We start from the raw sequence: 22,214 nt of genomic DNA on the forward strand, positions 1-22,214 counted from the left end.
CCCGACCTCGGTCGACGAGGCGTGGAGGGAGTTCTTCAGGTCCCCATCAGCCATGACGCCAACGCGTCATGAGGCGAACACCATGAGTGACCCTGCCGACGGCTCGGCGGTCAAGGCGGTCCGCGTCGCGGCACTCATCCACGCGTATCGCATGCGCGGGCATCTGGTGGCCGACACCGACCCGCTCACAACACATCAGCGGGACGGACAATCGGAGCTCGACATCACGGCGTTCGGACTGGGCACCGAGGACCTTGACAGGGTCTTCGTCGTCGACGACTTCGCCGGACGGGACGCCATGACGCTGCGCGACGTCCTTCACGTCCTGCGGGAGTCCTACTGCGGCTCCCTCGGCGCCCAGTACATGCACATCCAGAGCTTCGAAGAACGCCACTGGGTCCAGCAGCGGCTCGAGACGACTCACCTCCGGCCGGACCGCGCCGAGCAACTTCAGATCCTCTACCGGCTGGGCGCGGCCGAGGCGTTCGAGACGTTCCTGCACACCAAATACGTGGGCCAGAAGCGGTATTCACTCGAGGGCGGCGAGTCCGCGATCGTGCTGCTGGACGCCTTGCTGCGCCGCTCCATCAGGAACGGGGCCCGGGAGGCGGTCATCGGCATGGCACACCGTGGCCGGCTCAATGTTCTCGCCAACATCGTCGGCAAGTCCTACGCGGAGATCTTCCACGAGTTCGAGGACGAGGTGGACATCCGGTCGGTCCAGGGGTCCGGGGATGTGAAGTACCACCTCGGTGCGGAAGGGACCTACCGTGCTCCCGACGGTGGCGCCATGGCCGTCTCCGTCGTGGCGAATCCCTCGCATCTGGAGATCGTCGGGCCGGTGGCGGAGGGGGTGGTCCGAGCCAAGCAGGAGGTGGCAGACGCCGGCGGCATCTCGTCCGTCCTGCCCGTCCTGGTCCACGGGGATGCCGCCTTCGCGGGGCAGGGCGTGGTGGGTGAGACGCTCAACATGTCACAGCTCCCGGGCTACCGCACCGGCGGGACGGTTCACATCATCATCAACAACCAACTCGGCTTCACGACCTCACCCGCCCACGGCCGTTCGAGCACATACGCCACCGACGCGGCGAAGACCGTCGAGGCCCCGATCTTCCATGTCAACGGAGACGACCCCGAGGCAGTCGTGCGCGTCGCACAGCTGGCCTTCGACTACCGTCAGGCGTTTCACAAGGATGTCGTCATCGACCTGATCTGCTACCGGCGCCACGGTCACAGCGAGGTCGATGATCCGTCCATCACGCAGCCGGCGATGTACGACCGCATCGATGCCAGGCCTTCGGTGCGCAGACTGTACGCCGGGGCGCTGGTCCGCCGAGGGGACATCACCGAGCAGCAGGTGGAAGGCGCCCTGCGGGACTACCGGGAACGCCTGGAACGGGCCTTCGTGGAAACCCAGGCGGCGTCGGCATCCGACTCCCCCGAACTCCTCGCCGTCGTCGGCGACGGCGCCGACGGAGTGAGCACCGCAATCACGGAGGCGACCGCCCGGCGCGTCATCGCGTCGCAAACCGCTCTGCCGCCGGGTTTCACCGTGCACCCGCGTGTTCTGCCGCAGTTGCAGCGGCGCATCACGATGCTTGATGCGGGAACCATCGACTGGGCCACTGCAGAAACCCTCGCCATCGGCTCGCTGCTCCTTGACGGGGTTCCCGTACGGCTCGCAGGACAGGACTCCCAGCGCGGCACGTTCGGGCAACGGCACGCCGTGCTCACCGACCGCCGCACCGGCATCGAACACACACCGCTGAACTCCCTCGGGGCATCGGTCGACTTCGCACCCTGCAACTCGATGCTGTCCGAACTGGCGGCACTGGCCTTCGAATACGGCTACTCCCTGGCACGGCCCGAAGCTCTGGTGCTGTGGGAGGCCCAGTTCGGCGATTTCGCCAACGGGGCCCAGACCGTGGTCGACGAGTACATCGCCTCGTCCGAGCAGAAATGGGGACAGCGCTCCGGGGTGACGCTGCTGCTCCCGCACGGCTTGGAGGGACAGGGACCGGACCACTCCTCCGCGCGAGTCGAACGTTTCCTGCAACTGTGCGCGCAGGAGAACATGACCGTCGCCATGCCGTCCCTACCGGGTAACTACTTCCACTTGCTCAGACAACACGCTCTCGGCGAGCGCAGAAGGCCACTGGTCATATTCACTCCGAAGTCGATGCTGCGGTTGAAGGCGGCCACCTCCGCACTGCCGGAGTTCACCACGGGCGCCTTTCGTGCAGTCCTGCCGGATGAGACGGCAGACCCGGCCCGGATCGAACGCGTGCTGGTGTGCTCCGGCAAGGTCTTCTACGACCTGGCCGCCCATCGGCGGAACTCGAACCTGTCAGACACCGCGATCGTGCGTGTGGAGCGCCTGTACCCGTTCCCGGAACACGAACTCAGCACGGAGCTCGGGCGCTATCCGGCCGACGCCGAGGTGCTGTGGGTGCAGGAAGAGCCCGAGAACCAGGGTGCCTGGCCTTTCCTGGGTCCACGCGTGCAGCGACTGACGAAGCGTCCCATCGGATGCATCAGCCGAGCCCAGGCACCGGCCCCCGCCGTTGGTTCCGCCCGACGCCACGCCGGCGAGCAGAAGGAACTGGTCGCGGCCGCCTTCCGCTGACCACCCCATCCGCCGGCCGCCGAACAGAAGGCGGGGGTGCACGCCACAGCGCGCACCCCCGCCGCTACCGACCCCCCTCGAACACAGCCGAGGGGGGTCAGTTCGTTGAGCCATGGCAGCCGGCGGCGTACCACCACGGCGCGGACACGAGAGATACGGGACGACCCGAAGCCGCACGACCGCGACAGGAGCAGGTGACGGCAAGCCCTCGCGTCCGCTCACGCTCACAGGCTTGTAGCCCCGACCGGATGTGCTCGACGGTGCCCTTCCCAGGGGTGGGCCCCTGGCGATCAGGACGGCAGTGCGGTCGCCCCCCCCGCTGGGCTTGGGGGGATGTCGGCCATGACGACGTCCCCCCAACCCGGCACTACTGGCCTTCCGCGGGGTGCGCCCCTCGGACCCTTCCCGCCGGATGGTCACCGTTGGCGATCAACCGGACCAGGTGACGACAATCCACCACGCTCAGTGCCCAATTGGACCTGCATCACGAGTTCACGTCCTGTCGCGTCGGACGGATCCCGACGAATCCCAGCAACGCGCCGAAGGCCGTCACGCCCGCGGCAATGCTGAAGCTGAAGGCGTATCCGTGCGTGATAGCGGTCATCGGATCGGTGCCCGAGTGCCGCAGCACGGCGGCGTGGCCGGCGCCCAGGGAGACCAGGGCTGCGAGACCGATCGCGCTTCCGATCTGCATGGACGCATTGTTCATGCTGGTGGCGATCCCCGCGTCCTCACCCGTGGCGCCGTCCACTCCGGCGATGGTGGATCCGACCAGGACCAGGCCGCCTCCCAGCGGCACAAGGACCAGCCCCGGCAGCACGTCGGCCGCATAGGTGCCGTGTGTGCTCAGCCCGGCAAGGAGAACATAGCCGATCGTGGAGATCGCGAGGCCTCCTCCGTTCAGGGCCCGAAGCCCGAAGCGCGGAAGGAGCCTCGGCGCCAGCACGGTGGCGCTGAAGAGAATCACCAACCCGAACGGCACAAAGGAGAATCCGGTCGCCAGCGCGGAGAAATGCAGTATGTGCTGCACATACAGGCTCAGTGAGAAGAAGAGTGCCGCAAAGCCGACGTAGTAGCAGATGCGCACGACGTTGGCGATACTCCGGTTCCTTGAGCGGAGGAAGGCAAGGGGGACCAGGGGCTGAGCCACTCGGGCTTCGACGCACACGAACACGATCAGGCAGACGACACCGATCCCCACACAGCCCAGGACAAGGAACGAGAGCCAGGCATGGTTGTCCTTCTCCAGGAGGCCGAACACGATCAGGAGCAGCCCGAGGGTCACCAGGACCGCGCCGAGGACGTCAGGCCGACCTCGCTTGGTCGCCCTGCTTTCGGAGACGAGTCTGAGCGTGGCGAGGAACGCGAAGGCGGCGATGGGGAGGTTGATGAAGAAGATCCAGCGCCAGGAGGTGAGGGAGGTCAGAACCCCCGACAGCACGACACCCAGTGCCACGCCGACTCCGGCCAGGCCGCTCCAGATGGCCATGGCCCGTGCCCTTTCCTGCCGCTGGGTGAACAGCAGCGTCACCAGGGCCAGGGCCGCGGGGCTCACGAGTGCCGCCCCGACGCCCTGCACGAAGCGGCTGGCGACCAGCACACCGGCTTGCCGGGCCACCCCCGCGCTCGCCGACGACAGTGCGAAAATCACCAAACCGACGAGAAAAAGGCGTCTGCGGCCGAGCAGGTCACCCAGACGCCCGCCCAGCATCAGCAGGCCGCCGTAGGTGACGGTGTAACCGTTGACGACCCATGCCAGGCCGGTGGTCGTCACGCCGAGATCCCGCTGGATGGGGGGAAGAGCCACATTCACCACGGTCACATCAAGTAGCAGCATCACCTGCACCAGGCAGATGATCCCGAGCGCGCGCCATCTGCGCGGATCGCCTTCGGGCGTGGGACTGGTCGAAGTCATCGCTGATCGCCTTCTGTTCGGTCGGGCCGACGCCGTGCCCTCGGGCATCGCCTGGAGGGCAGGGCACCGAATCGGCCTCGTCCACGGACATTTCCTGAGGCGTTCAACACGCGGGCGGCGCCTGTGCCTGGCCGCAGCAAAGGACAGCGATGGCGCACATCCGGCCCTCCTCGAGAGGGCTCGGCGAAGCGCTCGCCGGGGGCTGTCGTACAACAGAGGGCTGTTTCTCGGGCGGCCGACGGCCGACGCCTACAGAACGTGCCGACAACGCCGCCGTCCGCTCTGCGTCCCGGCAGTTATGGCCGATCGGCAGGGCCCACCGAGAGGCCCACGGAGTCCACGACGCAACCGTCTCCGGTGGTGAAGCGCCTACCGCAGTTCCCCCTGGGACTCCGACTCCCCCGCGCCCACGCCGGTCGTACGGAAACTGTTGCGGTACGCACCAGGCGTCACACCCAAGTGACGCACAAATGCTCTCCGCATCGACTCGGGCGACCCGAACCCCGTGTGCCGCGCTACCACCGGCATGGAATCGTCCCCCGCTTCCAGCAGTACCCGAGCAGCCTCCAGCCGGACCTGCTCCACGTACCGAGCCGGAGTGGTCCCCACCTCTTCGAAGAAGAGCCGGGTCACATGACGGACGCTGACGCCCGCCCTTCGTGCCATGGCCGTCAGCGTGTGGTTGGCCCCGGGGTTCGTGGCGACCTCATCGAGCACCCGCCGGAGCATCTCGTGACGGGAGTGCGGCACCTGGGAGCGGATGCTGAACTGGGACTGACCCCCAGGCCGTTGCATGAAGACCACCATGTCCTTGGCCACCGCTCGGGCAACCTCCGCGCCGCAGTGCTCCTCGACCAGTGCCAAGGACAGGTCGATGCCCGCACTGACGCCTGCCGAGGTCATCATCCTCCCGTCCCGTACGAAGATCGCGTCCTGTTCGACCTGCACGGACGGGAATCGCAGGGCCAGTTGCTCCGAGTGCCGCCAGTGCGTCGCGGCGCGACGCCGATCCAGAAGTCCGGCCGCCGCCAGCAGAAACGCACCCGTGCACACCGATGCCGTACGGCGGGCCTTCTCATGGAGTCTGCGGACGACATCCAGAAGCGCGTCGTCCTTGATCAGCGTCTCCCATGACGGACCGCCCGGGATCACCACAACGTCGGACGGCTCACGCACATCGTCGACGGCCAGGTCGGCGCTGATGCGGGTCCCGGCGGCCGTCGTCACTTCCGCCCCGTCCTCGGACGCGATCTGTACCCGATAGCGCCCACCGAACTCGTTCGCCGAAGAGAACACCTCGATGGGACCTGTCACATCGAGCAGCCGCACTCCGGGGAAGACGAACACCGTCACGGTGACCGCGTCCGTTCCGGAACGGTGCTGATTCATCAAATGCCTCCGAGCCATGCACGAGGGGGACACGGCAGGCATGACAGCGCTCCGCCGTTGATCGGGCTTCGCGACGCCCATCGTGCGCCCACTACCCGCGTCGACGCCACGACCGGCAGACTCCCTGCTGGGAGGCACAGCCTCCCAGCAGGCTCATCAGGCCGGTGAATCCCGTTCCGGCCGCAGTGGCAGCACGGCCCGGGCGCCGTCCGATACGCGTCGACCATGGGCCGCCTGTGGTGACGGGCCTCTTCTAGAGGCCGTCCATGCGACAACCGAGCCCACGCGGGACATCGGGGGCCGGCCCAGTATGCCCGTGGCGTGGTGACGCAGCGTCGTTGCGAACACTATGACCGCAACGATCGGAGGCGTGGCTGCCCGCCCCCGCCCGCGCCTAGCATCCACCCCGCGGCGCAACGTTGCGCCCTGTGAGGACAAGGAGCCGCGCCTTGGCAAGCCTGAGAACTCTCGCACGTGTTGTCCGTCGATCGCAGTCCGGCACACGACGGCGGGCGGGACTCGCCGTCTGCCTCGCCGGGGCGGTGGCCTGCGCTCTGCCCGGTGCGCCGTCCGCCTACGCCGACCAGGGACATCCCGTGTCCACCGACTGCCCGGCAAGCCTGGCGGGGACGGCCACGTGCTACACCGGCCAGGACGCCAACGGCGCGTACTACGCGATGGCCATTCCCAAGACGTGGAACGGCTCGCTCGTCGTCCACGCCCACGGCGGCCCCGACCTCGGCGACAGCTCGGACCCCGAACGAAGCGTCGGCGACCTGGACCGCTGGGCGGTGATGGTCAAGGAGGGTTATGCCTGGGCCGGTTCGTCGTACCGGCGCGGCGGCTACGGTACGCGGATGGCCGTCGAGGACACCGAGAGCGTACGACGCCTGTTCGTAGGCGAGTTCGGAAGGCCGAAGCGCACTTACGTGCACGGTCAGTCCTGGGGTGGGGACGTCGCGGCCAAGGTGGTCGAGACATACGGCGCCAAACACGGCGCGTACGACGGTGCGTTGTTGACCAGTGGTGTGCTGGCGGGCGGTTCCCGTGGCTACGACTACCGCGTCGACCTCCGTGTGGTCTACCAGTACTACTGCCAGAACCACCCACGCCCCACCGAACCTCAGTACCCGCTGTGGAAGGGTCTGCGCGCCGACTCGACGATGACGACCACCGGACTGCGCGCCCGGCTTCAGGAATGCACAGGTTACGAGTCTCCCCCGGCGGAGCGGACAGCACTGCAGCAGCGCAATCTCGATGACATCCTGGCCGTGACCGGCATCCCCGAGCGCACTCTCGAGTCGCATCTGCGGTTCGCGACCTTCACCTTCCGCGACATCGTGACCAACCGTCTCGGCGGCCGCAACCCGTTCAGCAACGTGGGTGTCCGGTACTCCGGGTCGCACGACGACAAGGCCCTCAACGCCGGCGTGGAGCGGTTCACCGCCGATCCGACCGCCGCAAGGGACTTGTCCTACGACAGCGACCTCACCGGAAAGGTGTCGATCCCCATCCTGACGATGCACGCGATCGACGATCCGACGGCATTCGTACAGCACGAGTCTGCCTACCGTGCCTCCCTCGACGGTGCACACCGGGGACGGTACCTGGTGCAGACGTTCACCAAGGAGAGCGAGCACAGCGAACTGAGCAACTCCGAATACGCCAACTCGATCGCAACGCTCGACAAGTGGGTGCGTACGGACAGGAAGCCCACCCCCGAGGCGATCGCGGCATCCTGCCCGGCCTTCGATCGCGCGTATGGCACCGGCTGCTTCTATGACGCGGGCTTCCACCCCGGCCCATACGCTTCACGCGTCAACCCCCGGCCGGGCGGCCTGAACTGGCCCGCCATGACCGCCGTGCAGGAGAAGTCCTGGAGCCGGATCGACGGCGTCGGTATCGCTCCCTGATAACGAGCCCTCCGTCAGCGCTCGCTCCGGACGTCCAGCCGGTGGGCTGCAGACAGATCGGTCGCGGGTCAACGGACGCCCGCTGAGGACCACTTGTGGTCGAGGTGGTTGCGGTGCTCCTTGTAGTACAGCAACCACCGGTCACCGGCGGCCATCACCCGCTTCAGCAGCCGCGCCCTCGTTGAGCCGGAAACGGCGACACCGCCGATGTGGCATCGCGGGATGCAAAGAGTGCCCCCGCTCACGGCACAGAACTTCCGGTGGCCCGGAATCCTTCGCTCTTCGTGGCCACGCCGGTGATCAGCGGCCGGACGATGGGCGGCATTCCGCGCCACGACGCCCCCGCCATGGATTCAAGCTCGAGCCCACACTCCCGGATGAGCCGGTCGGTGGCGCGGTTGCAGTGGCAGCCTTCCGCGAACCGCCGCCACGGGCCGCTGAGACGGTCTTGCCAAGAGGCGAGTCGCGGCGACCGAGAGCGGACATGTTCAAGGAACAGAAGTCGGCCACCGGGCCGAAGTACGCGCCCGATCTCCCGCAAGGCCAGGTCGGGTGACCCTACGGTGCACAACACGAGCGTCGAGACGACCGTGTCCACAGTGTCGTCCGCGAACGGCAGGCGCTCCGCCGACGCGTCGAGCACACGCACCCGACGTGGGGTGCGACGCAACCGCTGTCCCAATCGCGCACGCATCGCGGCTTCGGGTTCAGTGAGGATCAGCTCGTCGAGATCGCCGGGGTAGTAGCGCAGATTCAGGCCGGTGCCGCTGCCGAGTTCCACCGTCCGTCCTTCGGCACGGCCGATCAAGTCCTGCCGAAGAGCGGCCAGGGTCACCCTCTCCCCCAGCCAGAGGAACGGGTCGTAAATGGCCGCGAACACCCGAGCCCACGCATCCGAGCCCTGCGCCGCCCGCTCTCCGGTGCCACTCTCCACAGTCCCGACCGTACGTCGACGGGGTTGGGGCTGCATGTCCGGGCCGCCGAGTGGAGGTGGACAGGTTGCGGCGGGCGCTGCGCTACCGCTGCTGCGGCAGCGTGCACATCGCCGTCTCCCGCTCTCGATTCGATGATGATCAAAGCGGCTCCGATGTGCTGTGATGCCGTCGTCGAGGGAGGCTGATGTCATGAGCGAACCTCGCGTAATCGTTGACGCGCCCGCTGAAGGGGGGATGCCGGCGTGTCCGGGTCGATGACGAGGTCCTGGGTGTCGCGTACAGCCTCCGTGACCTGAGCGTCTTCCTGCAGCGCGCCGGCGCGGAATCCCTGGACGAGGTCGATGTGGCGGACTCACCGCTGATCGAGTGGTACGGAGGCGGCCCGGAAGTATGGCCGCGGTTCCGTTGACGCGTTGCGGGTCCTCTCGTGCCGTTCTCGGCGATGGGGCCGCGGAGACGTCACCTGCTGGTCCAGGTCGAGACATGTCGTCGACGACGCCGTCGGGGACTCGGATTCTTCGGTTGCAGCGGATGCTCCATGGCTGGTCGGAGACCGCCTTTCCACGCTTCGGCTACCCACGACGTCGCGCTTCGCCGGCCCTCCGGACCCTTCGGCTGACCAACCGGCGGTCGAGACGACTACCTATTCCAGATCGCCGCTCCCCAGGTATTCACGTACGTAGCTGGAGAAGTCGCACCCCTCGCCGATCACCTCGCCGTGGTCGTCGAGCACAAGGGCGTAGTCTTCCGTGTCCACCAGATAGATGCGACCTTCGACCCTGTATGCCCCGCAATGCTTCACGGACATGAGCTTGGTCCCTTCACTGCAAGCCAACCGTCGCGCATTTGAGCACGGGCAGCGGGGCAAATGCGCCGCCCGGCTCGCCGTTGTCTTCGTCAGACCGTGGTGACGACTTGGTCGTAGGTCAGACGCGGGGAGCGCGGGAACCATGCGCTCTCGCCCGGTTTGCCGATATTGACGACGACAAGAACCGAGTGCTTCCCATCACTGAAGAACTCCTTGTTGATTCCCTCGGCGTCGAAGCCGGTCATCGGTCCTGCCGCCAGGCCGGCGGCGCGGACGCCGATGATGAAGTACCCGACCTGAATGAGCGCGTTGAGCCTCGCGGACTGCTCACGCGTCTCACGTTCGGCGAAGAGTTCCTTGGCTTGCGGGAAGTGCGGGAACTGGCTGGGCAGTTCCTCGTGGAACTCGTTGTCCGCGGCGAGGATCGCGACGAGGGGGGCGTCCGCGGTCTTCTTGCGGTTGCCCTCGGAGAGGTGCTCGGTCAGGCGCTCACGTGCTTCGGTGGATCGGACCAGCACGATACGCAGCGGCTGCTGGTTCATCGAGGTGGGACCGTATTTGACCAGGTCGTGGATGGCTTGGACCTGATCCTGTGTCACTGGCTCCTCGGTGAAGGTGTTGGCGGTCCGTGCCTCCCGGAACAGAAGGTCCTGAGCTGTGGGGTCGAGCACAAGGGACATGGTGAACCTCTCAGGGGTGAACTTCTATGGCTTCTTGGTGATGCGGCGAAGTGCAAAGCAGAAGAACTGAGCGCTGGCACCCAGCAGGTACACGGCGGTCGTGGTCGTCCCCACCAGCCCCCACAGGAGGGGCCCTGAACAACACCGCGTCAGCAGCAGACTGACGAGCCCGGTGCACGCCGCCATGGGCAGATGGAAGGCGGCCCATATCCGGGTGCCCGCCGCGACGGCACGGTCCGGCCTCATGCAGGTACCGCCGTATGCAAGAGCCGCCAACGCGACGAAGGCGAGCGTCGCGCCGACGAGAAGAGCCAGAACGTCGGCAGCGCCTGGGCCACCTTGATGAGACGATGTCACCGCGGTGGCGGTCCACAGTGCCAGCGTGTACCCGTGTGGAGCCGCACTCGCGGCCACGGAAGTGCGGAGTTGGCCGCGGTACCCACGCTTCGGACTTGTGGGCGGTACGGGTCCGACCACCCTGAGCTGCGGTTGACTATCCGCCCGCGACATGGGCGACGACCTCGCCACGCTGGTGCTCATCGTTGAGCGCCTCGTAGGCGGCAGGAATCCGGATGAGCGGAACGACCCTCTCGATCGGCCGGCTCAGCTGTCCGCTTGTCGTCGACTCGCTGATGGCGCCGAGTTCGTCGCGGTCCGGCTCGACGACGAGGCAGGCTGCGCGTGCGGCGTGGTCCCGGAACCCCGGGGCATGATGCGGTGCGGTCTCGAAAGCCGGCTCTCCGGGGTCTCCGCGCTTGTGAGCTCGTACTGTGCGCATCGTGTTCATGAGGCGGTCACTTCCTGATGGATGACGGTGCCATGCGGGGGCCACGCCGGTGCGTCCACCATCACGGCTGACCCCTGGATCAGGCATCACCCATTCAAGGGATCCTTGGCACCTTGCTCTGCGATCGCGTGCAGGGCAGGCCGGTTGATCTCCACCACACGTCACGAGCTGCGTCTTCATCCTCACCGAACTGGTTCGACAAGCGCCGGTTCGGGTCCGGGCCCAGCCGCCTGCCCGACTTGCCCACGCATCGGTGCACAGTCATAGCGGCGCTGACTCCACGAACGTCACACGAAGCCGTCCGCCGCACCGACTCCGCGCTCGATCGCCAGCCGGGTCAGTTCGACCCGCGAGTTGATTCCGAGCTTGGTGAAGATGTGTTTCATATGGGTGTTGACGGTGTGGACGGACACATAGAGTCGGTCGGCGATGGCGCGGTTGGTGAGACCGTCCACAACGAGCGGGATCAGTTTCTGCTCGGATTCGGTCAGGTTCTCCCACTCCTGGTGACCGGCCGTATGGCTCCGCACCGGGGCACTGCGCACGCCGAGTTGGCGGAGGCGCCGCCTGATCCGTTCCTGATCCCGTTCGGCTCCGGCACCCGCCGCCAACTGGCCCGCTTCTTCCAGATACGGGATCGCCGGCGTCGTGTCGGCCGAGACTGCCAACAACTCGCCGAGGTCTTCACAGGCCGCCGCCAGGGCCAACGGCCTGCCGGTGCTGCGGTAGCCGCTGATGGCGGACGCCAGGGCACGGGTGTCGCGGTGGAGCAGGCCGTCCACGTGGGCGCCGACCGTCCCGATGATCTGCTGGCTGTCGTCCTGTGTCGTCAGACTGCGCAGTGCGTCCGACACGGCCTGCGCGACCGACGGGTCCTCGCCTCGTAGAGCGATACGCGCGATTCCGGGCCACTGGGACGGAGGCAGTGCAAGAAGCCGCGTCGGTTCACGGCTTGCGAAGTGTTCCGTGAGCGCGGCCGCACCTACGCCGGCTTCGTCCTCCGCGTCCGCCAGGCCGGCGCGCGCGAGAGACACCAAAGGGCCGTACCGCTGAGTGTTGCCGGAACCGGCTGCGGCCACGCGGAGGTGGTCCCTGGCCTTGCCGAGGTCACCGCGTCTGATCTCCACCAATGCCAGCACCGAGCGGGCCTGTGGAATCGGCAGAGTGATCTCGAGTTCGTCTGCCACCATCAGACTGGCCTCGGCCTCCACGGCCGCGTCGTCCAGCGCCCCTTGTTCGAGCAGTGCGCAGGCACGAGCGGCATGCCAGTGGGGAAGGGACCAGCCAAGACCCAGCGCCTCCGCTTCGCGCTGTCCCTCCCGCAGAATTCGCTCGGTGTCGGCGAGACGGTCTGTGGCGGTGAGCACGGTGGCCAGCCACAGCGCCGGAATTCGCGGGGGCCGCAGATAGAGCGCGGCGGGCTGGGTGCCGGCGCGTCGGGTGGCCTCCTCGGCCAGCTCCAGGGCGTGGGCCAGTCGTCCGCGGTAGAAGGACGTCTGCGACTGGAACACCAAGGCGCTGACGATGACGGCAGGCTCGTCGCTGCGGTAGGAGGTCTCGAGCAGCCCGGGTCCGGTCTGCTCGGCGGCGGTGATGTCCCCGAGGTACACGTGGCCGGTCGCCTTGGTCTTGAGCAGCCGAGCGCGCAGTTCGGGCGGCAACGCGGGAAGATCCAGGGCCTGCTGAAGGTGCGTCATCGCAGCCGCGTCGTCGCCCGCGGCCTGGTGGATCTCGGCCGCCACCAGACGCAGATACGCCTCCTGAAGTGGCTCAAGGCCTTCCGGCAGAGTGACGTCGACCAGGTCGAGCGCCTCGTGAACCCGGCGAGTCCGACCGAGGTACTCTGCGGCGTCGGTCAGCAGGCTGATGCGACGCCGGTCGTGCGGGGGCAGAAGTCCCGCGACCCGCTGAGCCAGGTCCGCGGCCGCGTCGGGGGCCGACGACGACAGTTCCCGTACAGCCGTGGCCAGAGTGGTCACGGCATCGTCGTCGACCGGACCGCCCGACATGACGACGTGCCAGGCCACCTCGGCCGATCGCGCCCCGAAGCCTCGCAGGCTGTCGGCCGCCTCCCGGTGCAGAGCGGTCCGTACGGCCGGCGGGAGGTTCTCGTGGACGGCTTGCCGGATGAGATCGTGCCGGAAGGCCAGTCGCGGTCCGTCGGCTGAGAGCAGACCGGCGTTCAAGGCGGCCTCGACGCCCGACAGAAGGCTGCCGACCTGCCTGCCGAGCATGCGAGCGGCTGTTCCCAGGTCGAATTCGCGGCCGAGAACGGACCCGATCTGGAGCAGGCGCACGGCGTCCTCCGGGAGCTGGTTCACCCGCATGGCGACGCTCCGCCGGAAACTGACGGGTATACCGTCGTGCAGGAGGCTCGCCTCGCCCACATCCGTCCTGGCCGCATCGGTGTCGGCGAAAGCGCGCACCAGTTCGATCGCCAGGAAGGGATTGCCCGCAACGCCTCTCAGGAGCCGGGACAGACCCGGTGACGGCATCGCACCGAGCACATCGGCCGCGATGTGCTGCAGCTCCTGCTGCGGCAGCGGGCCGAGGGTCAGCCATCGGGCTCCAAGGCGTTCAAGGTCCTCCCGCACCCTGGCCACGATCGGCCGCTCGGTGTCCGGCCGCACCGCCAGCACCCACAGGATCTGCGAGGCGGCCAGTCGTCCGGGCAGGGTCCGGAGCGCGAAAAGTGTCGCCGGGTCCGCCCACTGCGCGTCGTCCACGATCACGGCCACCGGGGCGCGCTGAGCCCGCACCTCAAGAGCGTCAGTGATGCTGTCGAGCAACCAGAGCCGCTGGTCGTCCGTGGCCGCAGTCGCGTGGTGGGAACCGTCGGAGGACTGCAGAGCGGACTGAAGTGCGGCTCCCGCCGCGTACTGATCGAGCTCATCGGCCCGCACCGACACCACATCGAAGCCGGACCGCCGGGCCATTTCGTCCAGCTCCGCGAGCAACCGGCTCTTGCCCACACCGGCCGCGCCCTCCACGACGACGCAGGCACCTCGTCCGCCACGCACCGCATCCAGGGCGTCACGGACAGCCAAGACCTCGCGGTCCCGTCCTCGCAGGCGCAACCCGGACTCGACCTGGTTCCCACGCCCGTCGGCCCGGTCGTCGGCGGGGTCTTTGCTGTGCATGAGGCCCAGCATGGCCCACCTCCACAGATGCCCTCAACATCGGTGCCCCGGCCTTCGCCTCTTTCACCCGGGTGATCGCCGACTCCACGGCCCCCTGTCACCCCGCCCCGGCGCATGCTCCGTGCCATTCAGATCTCTTGCCTCCGGAGAGGAGCACGACGTGCGTACAGGCAAGGAATACCTGGCGGCGCTGAACGACGGCCGCAAGGTGTGGGTGGGTGACGAACTCGTCGACAACGTGGCCACACACCCCAAGACCCGGGCGTACGCCCACAGCATTGCGAACTTCTACGACCTTCACCACCGCCCTGACCTCCAGGACGCCATGACGTTCGTGGACGAGGACGGCGTCCGGCGGTCCATGACGTGGTTCCAGCACCGCTCCAAGGAGGACCTGCGGCGCAAGCGGCACTACCTGGAGACGGTGCAGCGGGAACTCGGCGGCGGAGCGATCCCGCGCACTCCGGATGTCAACAACTACGTCCTGCTGACCTACGTCGACGACCCGGAGCCCTGGAGCAGCCAGTCCGTCGGGACCGACGGTCGCGATCTCACCAAGGGGATCTTCGACTTCTGGAACCTGATGCGGGACGGTGACTTCAACGCGACGCCGGCCTTCGTCGACCCGCAGGCGGACCGCTCGCGCGATTCCGCGCAGGCCGAGTCTCCCGCCCTGCGCGTGGTCGCCACCTCGGACGAGGGCATCACCGTGCGGGGTGTGAAGGCGATCAGCACCGGCGTGGCCTTCGGGGACTGGATCCACATCGGTGTCTTCTACCGCCCCGGCATCGTTTCGGAACAGATCATCTACGGGGCGGTGAGGACGAACACGCCCGGGGTCACCATCATCTGCCGAGAGAGCAACGCGCGAGAAGGCGGGGAAGTCGAGCACCCCCTCGCCTCGCGGGGCGACGAGCTGGACAGCATCATCGTGTTCGAGGACGTACTCATCCCCTGGGACCGGGTCTTCCACATCGGCAACCCCCAGCACGCGTCGCTGTACCCGCAACGGGTCTTCGACTGGCTGCACTACCACTCGCTGGTGCGTGCGATGGTCAAGGCCGAGTTGATGCTCGGCCTGGCCCTGCTGATCACCGAGCACATCGGCACCTACCAGCTGCCGCCGGTCCAGGCACGGATCGCCCGGTTCGCCGGCTTCCACCTGACACTCAAGGCGCATGTGGTCGGTTCGGAGGATCAGGGATTCTTCACTCCTGGCGGCATCTTCAAGCCGAACGTCCTGATGTTCGACTTCGGGCGGGCGTATTACATCGAGCACATCAGTGACATGGTCCACGAGCTGATCGACCTGTCCGGTCGTGCCGCCCTCATCTACCCCACCGAGGGGCAGTGGGAGCGTCCCGAACTGCGGCCGTGGCTGGAGGCACTGCAGACCGGGCCGGTCGGAAGGCCCCACGACAGGCTGAAGATCAGCCGAGTGATCCGCGACATGTTCCTGTCCGACTGGGGCGACCGCATCAGCACCTTCGAGAACTTCAACGGCACGCCGTTGCTGGCCATTCGTAGCCTCACCATGAAGCGCGCCGAGATGTCCCCGTCGGGGGCCATGGCAGATCTCGCGCGCAAGGTGTGCGGCATCGAGAATGTGAGCGACGACGAGGAGACCGCGTACGAGGCGCAGGCGAACTACGCCCGACGTCAGGACGCCTCACGCCACGGCGCCTAGGAACTGTGTCTTCAGGGGTCGTTGAGGTGTCCCGGGCGGTGGACCAGCCGCGGTGTCGACACACGGCGAGTCGACCGTTGGCCTGCGAGGCCGAAGAACGGGACGCTCAGCAATGTGCGGGACACGGGTCGCTGAACCGTGCGGCCTGCCGGACTGGTTCGCCCGCAACTTGGACACAGGCTCGGGCATCATCCACCCCCGGCCCACCCCGAAGGTGATCGACGTGCATGACGCCTTGGTCGTGCACGTCGATCAGCGGGCCCCCTTCGAGTGCCTCCGCCGGGAAGTGGAACCATGCCAGGCATCTTCGGCGAACAGCAGAACCGGCTCGTTGTGCACCTCGTGGCATGACGAGCCGCTGCGCGTTGCTCAGCGTCGCATCCCGATGAGGAACACCCCTCGGCGGTGTCGCGGCCTGGTGGAGAATGGCACACCGGTATCCGTGGCCCGGCCCTCTTCCCCATCGCCTCCGTCGCAAATGAGCGAGCGGGCACATGCGGGCAGGGGGGCCGCTGTCATGGAGACTTGGCCCACGGGCGGGGTAGCACACGCCTCCCGAATCAGAGCACGCCGCATTCTCGGGCTCTGGCGACCGCTTCGCTCCTGTCGTGCGCGTCGAGTTTGCGGAAGATCGCGCGCACCTGCGTCTTGACGGTGTTGTGGGACACATACAGCTCGGAGGCGATCTCACGCAGTGTCAGCGGCCCGCACAGGGCACGCAGCACTCGGCGCTCCCGCAGCGACAGGTCCTGGGGACGGGGGGCCCCAGATGGCACCACTGTGTGCTCGCCGGCTCGGGCGAACAGATCCGTCAGTACCCTGAGCGAGCCGCATGGGGCCGCCGCTCGCTCGCCGGCTTCTCGGGCCGCTCTCGCCGCGTCCGTGTTGTGCCGTGTGCGCTCGAGTTGCGACCGCGTGAAGTGGCACAAGGCGCGTATGTGGGGTTCGCATCGTGTCCGGGGCGACGCCGCGAGTGTCGCCTCCGCACCGGTCAGAATGCGGTCGGCCTCGTCGATCTGTCCCTCGTCGAGAAGCAGGACGACCCGGCCGACACAAGCAGACACGGAGACGAAGTGCCGGCCGAGGCCGAGCGAGGAAACCGCCTCGAGGGCCTCGTCGCACAGGATGCGCGCCAGTTCGTGCCGTCCGGAAAGGAGTGCGCACACCGCCCGCAAGCCCAGCGCGCGGACGAGCGCCAAGCCGTGCCCGGCGGCATGCGCATCACGGGTCGCCTCACCGAGCAGTGCCTCCGCCTCCTCGTACCGGCAGGTCCACAACAGAGCAGTACCGCGGGCCGTACAGGCCAGGGCACGCCAGGAAGTCAACGGAACGGTGCCGGCGACGGCGGATTCGCCGAGGCGATCGGCGGCCCGGACCTCCCCCTTCAGACAGCAGGCCACGGCTTGAGCGACGGCTGTCGCAGCGGACACCGTGCTGCCATCGCCGACCGTCTCGCGTCCCGTCTGCCTGAGGCGGGCCACATCCAGCCAGCGCCAGGCCGTTTCCGGGGCACCTTCGCAGAGAGCCGCCATCGCCGCCACGACGCACAGTCTCGCGTCGACGGCGACCGTGCGCGGTGACAGGAGGTCCAGCCAATGCGAGACCTCTGCCCCGCCGCCCGCTGCGATCGCCTTCTCCCAGGCGTCGAGAATGGATGCGGCCGCGGCCGTCTCGTCGCCACCTCGCGTCCAGTGCCGCACCGCCGCAGTCGTCTCCCCTTGCTGGGTGTACCACTTGGCCGCTGCCCGGTGCAGATCCGCGACGCTGTCCGACCCTTCGGACGTGAGGATGTCGGACAGCAGCGAAGACAGTGCCGGGTGATGCCGGTACGCCGGGGGATCGGCGGCGACGGGCTCGAGCAGCTGCACGGTCCGCGCCAGCTCGCGCAGCAGTACGCCCGCATGCTCCCCGGCGAGGGCCTGGCACGGCCCGGAAGTGAGCTCGTCGAGCACACTCGTGCGCAGCAGGAATCGACGCTGCTCAGTGGTCAGCCGATAGAGGACCTCGGTGGCCAGATACTCGGAGACCGCTTGCCTGCCGTGGGCCAACTTTCCTTCCGCTTCCCCTTCGTTCGCCGAACGCGCGAGGCTGCGTCCCATGATGCACACCCCCGCCGCCCACCCCTCGGTGGCTTCGTACAACGCGTTGGACGTGTCCAGGGTCGGAGAGGATCCGAGCAGGTCGGTGAGCACTGCCTGTGCTTCCTCGGAAGTGAAGGCCAGATCGTGCTGGTCGATCTCGGCGACCAGCCCCCGGGCACGCAGGGTCGGCAGTGGCCGTCCTGGGATGTGGCGGGTCGACAGAACGATGCGGAAGCCGTCGGGAACCCTGGTCAGGAAGTCCGCCAGACCACCTACCGCGTCGGCGTCCGTGATGGCTTCCAGTCCGTCGAGGACGAGCGTGAGCGGTCCCTCCCGGTCCGGCCCGGTCACCAGGCTCGGCAGGATCTCCTCCAGCCATGCGTCGACCGTCCACCCGTCACCGTCAAGACCGGCGGCCAGTTTCGGACGTGCGTGGTGCACTGCTCGCAAGATGCCGTTCCAAAGCCGGCCCGGGGCGTTGTCGTACGCGTCCAGGCTGAGCCAGGCACATTCCCCGCGAGCCGCAAGACCGCGCGACCACTCGGTCAGGAGTACCGTTTTCCCGGCACCGGCCGGGGCGGAGACCACCACCACCGGCTCCCTCACCGCGTCGAGCCGACGCAGCAGACGCGGGCGTGACAGCAGGTGCGGAGGCTGCGCCGGAGGATGCAGCTTGAATGTCGGAACGAAGCTCGTCATGGCACTCTCCGAGAAGTCGTCGAGACGGTCGGCGCCCCCGACGTCCATGGCTCGTCTCTCATGAGCCTGACATCGGGGGCGGTGGCGGGCCGGTCACGGTTCCCGCAGCGGCCTTGTTCGGACCGCTGCCACGAGGACTACTGCGGAGCCTGCAACATGCTGAAGCCACCCGCGAAGTGGAGCAACGGCCGGCACTCCACCTTGTGCACGCAATAGCGGACCTCACCCACGAAGATGGTGTGATCACCCCCCGGGATCGCCTCCGCGACGTCGCACACGACAGCCGCGATGGCGTCCTTCAACACCGGCACGCCATGGTCGTCGACGGTCTCGACTCCTGCGAACTTGTCCGGCTTGGAGGCGGCGAAGTTCCGCGCCAGGTGCTCGCTGTCCTCACCGAGTACGTTCACGGCGAAGCGGCCGTGCTCCGCGATCGCGGTCCGCGTGTACAGGTGATTGCCGATACAGACAAGCAACTGGAGAGGGTCCAGGGACAGTGCGGACACGGCGCTCGCCGTCATGCCGATGGGTGTGCTCCCGGAGCGCGTGGTGATCACGCTGACGCCCGTGGCGAGCCGGCTCATCGTGGCTCGGAAGTCGACTGCCATGTCAAAGGTTTCGGTCATCGGAGGACCTCCTTGAAAGTCGGGAATGCCGTGGCTTGTTGCACGGAAGACCGGGTGAACGGGTGCACTCACCGTCCCGCTGGATACATCGGCGGGCATGTCGTTCGGGCAGGGCAAGAAGGCGGGGCTCATGATGTCCGCGAGGTCGTCGCACGCGTGGCGCACGTATCGCGCTGCGCCGAGTACGAGGCGGAGTTTCGGGTCGTCCCAGAGCGGGACCTTGATGACACCGGTGCCGAACCGGGCCCTGGTGCCTGGGGCGAAGAACGCAACGCCGATCGCCGATGCCCGAGCCGACGCGTCCTGGGCCGGGGGGGTTCACACCTGCCGGCGGCTCACCGCTGCGGTCGTCGACCAACCTTCTCAAGTCCATGGACAGTGCCGTTGCAGGCTTCTTCATGACGCTCGGACGCAGCCGACTGCACCGCGCCGGCAGGCGCACTCAGCCCATGTGGAGAGGTTCGAGGACGAAGGTGTGACGCAGCAGGGTGTACGGCTCGTCGGTAAGCCCGCGGCAAGGGCCGGTGTCAGCCGGGTAGCTGCCATAGGACTCGATCAGCGACTCCTTCACTCCGAAAACCGGGTCGTTGTCCAGGTAGGGGTCGTCGGAGGGGAACAGCATGCTCGTCACACGCTCGAATCCCGGGGCGTCGATCATCAGATGCACGTGGGCGGGACGCATGAGCGACCTGCTGGTCGCGCTCATGAGTTCGCCGACCGGGCCGTCACCGGGGATCGGGTAGCTGTTCGGGCGGATGGACCGGAAACTGAAGTGCCCAGTCTCATCGGTCCGGAACAGCGCGCGCATGGCCGGGCCGACTTGACCGGGTACATCGACGTCGTAGTGGCCGTCCGCGTCGCTGTGCCAGACGTCCACCGCGGCGGCGGTCACCGGCGCCCCCTCACGGTCCACGACGCGTCCCTCGAAGAACAGCGGAGTGCCGGGGAGACCCCCGGAGATATCGGCGGCCTCGTCGTACCGTGGCCTGTCCTCCCTGAAGAAGGGGCCCAGGACGCTGTTCTGCGTGGATTCGGCCGGGCGTCGATTGCTCAGGGCGTCCACCAGCATGGTGACGCCCAGCACGTCGGACAGCAGGATGAACTCCTGGCGCGTGGGCGTGCACTTGTGCCCGGTGCGTGTCAGGAAGTCCACCCCCTGGACCCACTCGTCCTCTGTGAGCCCGACTTCACGGACGAAGGAATGCAGGTGCCGCACCAGGGATTCCAGGATCTCAGCGACGCGGGGGTCCTTGGTGTCCCCCATGGTCGAGATCACGGCCTCGGTGATGGTGTCACTGGTCAGATCACGCATGGCGCGCTCCTGTGGTGATTGAGTGTCCGGTGGCGGAGTCGGCAAGAGAGTGTTGGGCACCGGATGACGTCGACGGCGTCTCTCCGGCCCAGGCTCGGGCCAAGAAGGCGTGGACAGCGGTCCGATCCACTGGACGCGGATTCCAGTAGCCGTCCCGCACGATGAGTTCGGCCGCCTGCTCGATCCCCGATTCGGGCATGCCGAGGTCCCTCAGTGCCCTGGGCGTGCCAAGCCTTCCGGCGAAGTCGAAGAGACCGTTCGCGGCGTCCTTCCCCGGCAGCGCCTGCGCCAGGCGTGTCACGGCCTGCGGGGCCGCCGGGCTGTTGTAGGCGACCACGTGGGGCAGGACGACGGCGTGGGTCTCTGCGTGCGGAAGCCCGAATGTGCCGCCCAGCACATGGCACACCTTGTGATGCAGTGCCATGCCCACAGTGCCGAGACAGGAGCCGGCCAACCACGCCCCGTACAAGGCATCCGACCGCGCCTCGCCGTCGTTCGGACGTTGCGCGATGACCGGAAGGGACCGGGTGAGGGCGTCGAGCGCTTCACCGGCCATCAGGAAGGCGACCGGGTCCTGATCCTGCGCATAGAGGGCCTCCACGGCGTGCGCCATTGCGTTGAGGCCACTGACCACCGATATCGCGGGCGGAAACGTGAGTGTCAGGTCGACGTCGTACACCACCGTCTTGACCAGCACTTCCGCCAGTCGTCGGGTTGTCTTCCTGCGGCCTTCGGTCTCTCCGAGGATCGGTGTCATCTCCGAGCCGGCATAGGTGGTGGGCAGCGCCATCTGCGGAAGGCCGGTCCGCACGGCGATCGCCTTGCCGAGACCGATGGTCGATCCGCCGCCGATGGCGAGCACGGAGTCCGCTCCGACGGATCTGGCGTGTGCGAGCGCCTTCTCCGTGACCTCGACAGGGGTGTGCGGGGCCGCTCCAGCGAACGTTCCCACGGCTGCCGCGCCCAGCAGTTCGCGGATCTCCGCTGCCTGATCCACTTGACCGGGTGTGCTCAGGATGAGGACCCGACGGCATCCGAGAGCGTCGGCCTCGTCGGCCACGCGGCTGCGTGTACCGCTGCCGAAGACCACCTTGGTGATCTGTCCCCGATGGACGAATGTCTTCATGAGAATTTCCCCGGTCCTGCCGTTCCGCTGTTTATGGCTGAAAGCGTCGACACTCGGATGATGCACGTCAACGGAATCCGTGAGTGATAGCGACGATCAGCGCCGGAATACCGTGTTCACGCGACGAACGTCGGCGGTTCGACCCAGGTCTCGCATGCGATATCACTCATCTGCGGGATGGCCCCGGTTGCCAAGGGGCTGGAGCGTGGAACCAGGTGTGGGCCAGGTCAGATGGGCATCAGACGGACAATTCTGCTGCGGAGTCGCTTCAGCAACACCTGCAACACTCGCAAGAACATTACAGAACCGCATGAATTCCTGACATTGCCGTACGGGAGCAGCGTCCGATGGGTCCGCATTGGCGAGAGGCAGAGTAAAAGAGATGGATAAAGTGGTCGCCACGGCCTTGGAGGCGGTGGCCGATGTGCCGGACGGTGCGTCGCTGGCGGTCGGCGGGTTCGGGTTGAGCGGTGTTCCGAACGTGCTGATC

General features: G+C 67.4%; 16 protein-coding genes and 1 pseudogene. 4 read left to right on the plus strand and 13 right to left on the minus strand.

What is annotated here, in order from left to right:
- Positions 1 to 7: 7 nt before the first annotated feature.
- Positions 8 to 2,626: pseudogene (locus ADL25_RS30855) on the plus strand (multifunctional oxoglutarate decarboxylase/oxoglutarate dehydrogenase thiamine pyrophosphate-binding subunit/dihydrolipoyllysine-residue succinyltransferase subunit); the annotation flags it as partial.
- Positions 2,627 to 3,110: 484 nt separating this feature from the next.
- On the opposite strand, the gene ADL25_RS30860 reads toward ADL25_RS30855, so the two are convergent.
- Positions 3,111 to 4,541 carry an MFS transporter gene (locus ADL25_RS30860; RefSeq protein WP_059131171.1) on the minus strand — a complete coding sequence of 477 codons (1,431 nt, stop codon included), beginning with the start codon at positions 4,539 to 4,541 and terminating at the stop codon, positions 3,111 to 3,113.
- Between the two features lie 369 nt (positions 4,542 to 4,910).
- Positions 4,911 to 5,930, minus strand: a complete 1,020-nt coding sequence (locus ADL25_RS30865) for a GlxA family transcriptional regulator (protein WP_059131172.1) — start codon at positions 5,928 to 5,930, stop codon at positions 4,911 to 4,913.
- A gap of 554 nt (positions 5,931 to 6,484) precedes the next feature.
- On the opposite strand from ADL25_RS30865, the gene ADL25_RS30870 reads away from it, so the two are divergent.
- Positions 6,485 to 7,843, plus strand: a complete 1,359-nt coding sequence (locus ADL25_RS30870) for a hypothetical protein (RefSeq protein WP_234381104.1) — start codon at positions 6,485 to 6,487, stop codon at positions 7,841 to 7,843.
- Between the two features lie 68 nt (positions 7,844 to 7,911).
- Here ADL25_RS30870 and ADL25_RS49230 read toward each other — a convergent pair whose 3' ends face one another.
- From ADL25_RS49230 to ADL25_RS30900, 7 genes are all read right to left on the minus strand, one after another.
- Complete coding sequence (locus tag ADL25_RS49230) at positions 7,912 to 8,088, minus strand: hypothetical protein (protein WP_159045039.1); 177 nt, start codon at positions 8,086 to 8,088, stop codon at positions 7,912 to 7,914.
- Entirely contained in the window at positions 8,085 to 8,777 is a 693-nt protein-coding gene (locus tag ADL25_RS30875) for a class I SAM-dependent methyltransferase (protein WP_059131173.1), read from the minus strand. Before ADL25_RS30875 ends, ADL25_RS49230 begins: the two co-directional genes overlap by 4 nt.
- Before the next feature lie 644 nt (positions 8,778 to 9,421).
- The gene (locus ADL25_RS49235) at positions 9,422 to 9,586 is read right to left on the minus strand and encodes a hypothetical protein (protein WP_159045040.1); all 165 of its coding nucleotides are present in this window, start codon (positions 9,584 to 9,586) and stop codon (positions 9,422 to 9,424) included.
- 89 nt (positions 9,587 to 9,675) lie between these two features.
- Positions 9,676 to 10,266 (minus strand): malonic semialdehyde reductase, encoded by a 591-nt coding sequence (locus ADL25_RS30885; RefSeq protein ID WP_059131175.1) that lies wholly within the window; start codon positions 10,264 to 10,266, stop codon positions 9,676 to 9,678.
- Between the two features lie 24 nt (positions 10,267 to 10,290).
- Positions 10,291 to 10,512, minus strand: a complete 222-nt coding sequence (locus ADL25_RS30890; RefSeq protein ID WP_059131176.1) for a hypothetical protein — start codon at positions 10,510 to 10,512, stop codon at positions 10,291 to 10,293.
- A gap of 247 nt (positions 10,513 to 10,759) precedes the next feature.
- A complete protein-coding gene (locus ADL25_RS30895) occupies positions 10,760 to 11,044 on the minus strand; it encodes a hypothetical protein (RefSeq protein WP_147318069.1) in 285 nt (94 codons plus the stop codon).
- A gap of 296 nt (positions 11,045 to 11,340) precedes the next feature.
- The gene (locus ADL25_RS30900; protein WP_159045041.1) at positions 11,341 to 14,193 is read right to left on the minus strand and encodes a helix-turn-helix transcriptional regulator; all 2,853 of its coding nucleotides are present in this window, start codon (positions 14,191 to 14,193) and stop codon (positions 11,341 to 11,343) included.
- Positions 14,194 to 14,353: 160 nt separating this feature from the next.
- Between ADL25_RS30900 and ADL25_RS30905 the strand changes: the two genes are divergently transcribed.
- Positions 14,354 to 15,880, plus strand: a complete 1,527-nt coding sequence (locus ADL25_RS30905; protein ID WP_059131179.1) for a 4-hydroxyphenylacetate 3-hydroxylase family protein — start codon at positions 14,354 to 14,356, stop codon at positions 15,878 to 15,880.
- Between the two features lie 560 nt (positions 15,881 to 16,440).
- Here ADL25_RS30905 and ADL25_RS30910 read toward each other — a convergent pair.
- The 4 genes from ADL25_RS30910 to ADL25_RS30925 form a co-directional block, all read right to left on the minus strand.
- On the minus strand, positions 16,441 to 18,660 hold the full coding sequence (locus ADL25_RS30910) for a helix-turn-helix transcriptional regulator (protein WP_159045042.1): 2,220 nt from the start codon (positions 18,658 to 18,660) through the stop codon (positions 16,441 to 16,443).
- A gap of 137 nt (positions 18,661 to 18,797) precedes the next feature.
- Entirely contained in the window at positions 18,798 to 19,286 is a 489-nt protein-coding gene (locus tag ADL25_RS30915; protein WP_059131181.1) for a flavin reductase family protein, read from the minus strand.
- Positions 19,287 to 19,728: 442 nt separating this feature from the next.
- Positions 19,729 to 20,598 (minus strand): dioxygenase, encoded by an 870-nt coding sequence (locus ADL25_RS30920; protein WP_059131182.1) that lies wholly within the window; start codon positions 20,596 to 20,598, stop codon positions 19,729 to 19,731.
- The gene (locus tag ADL25_RS30925) at positions 20,591 to 21,724 is read right to left on the minus strand and encodes a maleylacetate reductase (RefSeq protein WP_059131183.1); all 1,134 of its coding nucleotides are present in this window, start codon (positions 21,722 to 21,724) and stop codon (positions 20,591 to 20,593) included. Before ADL25_RS30925 ends, ADL25_RS30920 begins: the two co-directional genes overlap by 8 nt.
- Positions 21,725 to 22,106: 382 nt before the next feature.
- Between ADL25_RS30925 and ADL25_RS48410 the strand changes: the two genes are divergently transcribed.
- Positions 22,107 to 22,214 (plus strand): CoA-transferase (locus ADL25_RS48410; protein WP_319114327.1); only part of this gene is annotated, 108 nt, incomplete at its 3' end.

This window comes from Streptomyces sp. NRRL F-5122, assembly GCF_001507435.1.
GTDB lineage: Bacteria > Actinomycetota > Actinomycetes > Streptomycetales > Streptomycetaceae > Streptomyces > Streptomyces lannensis.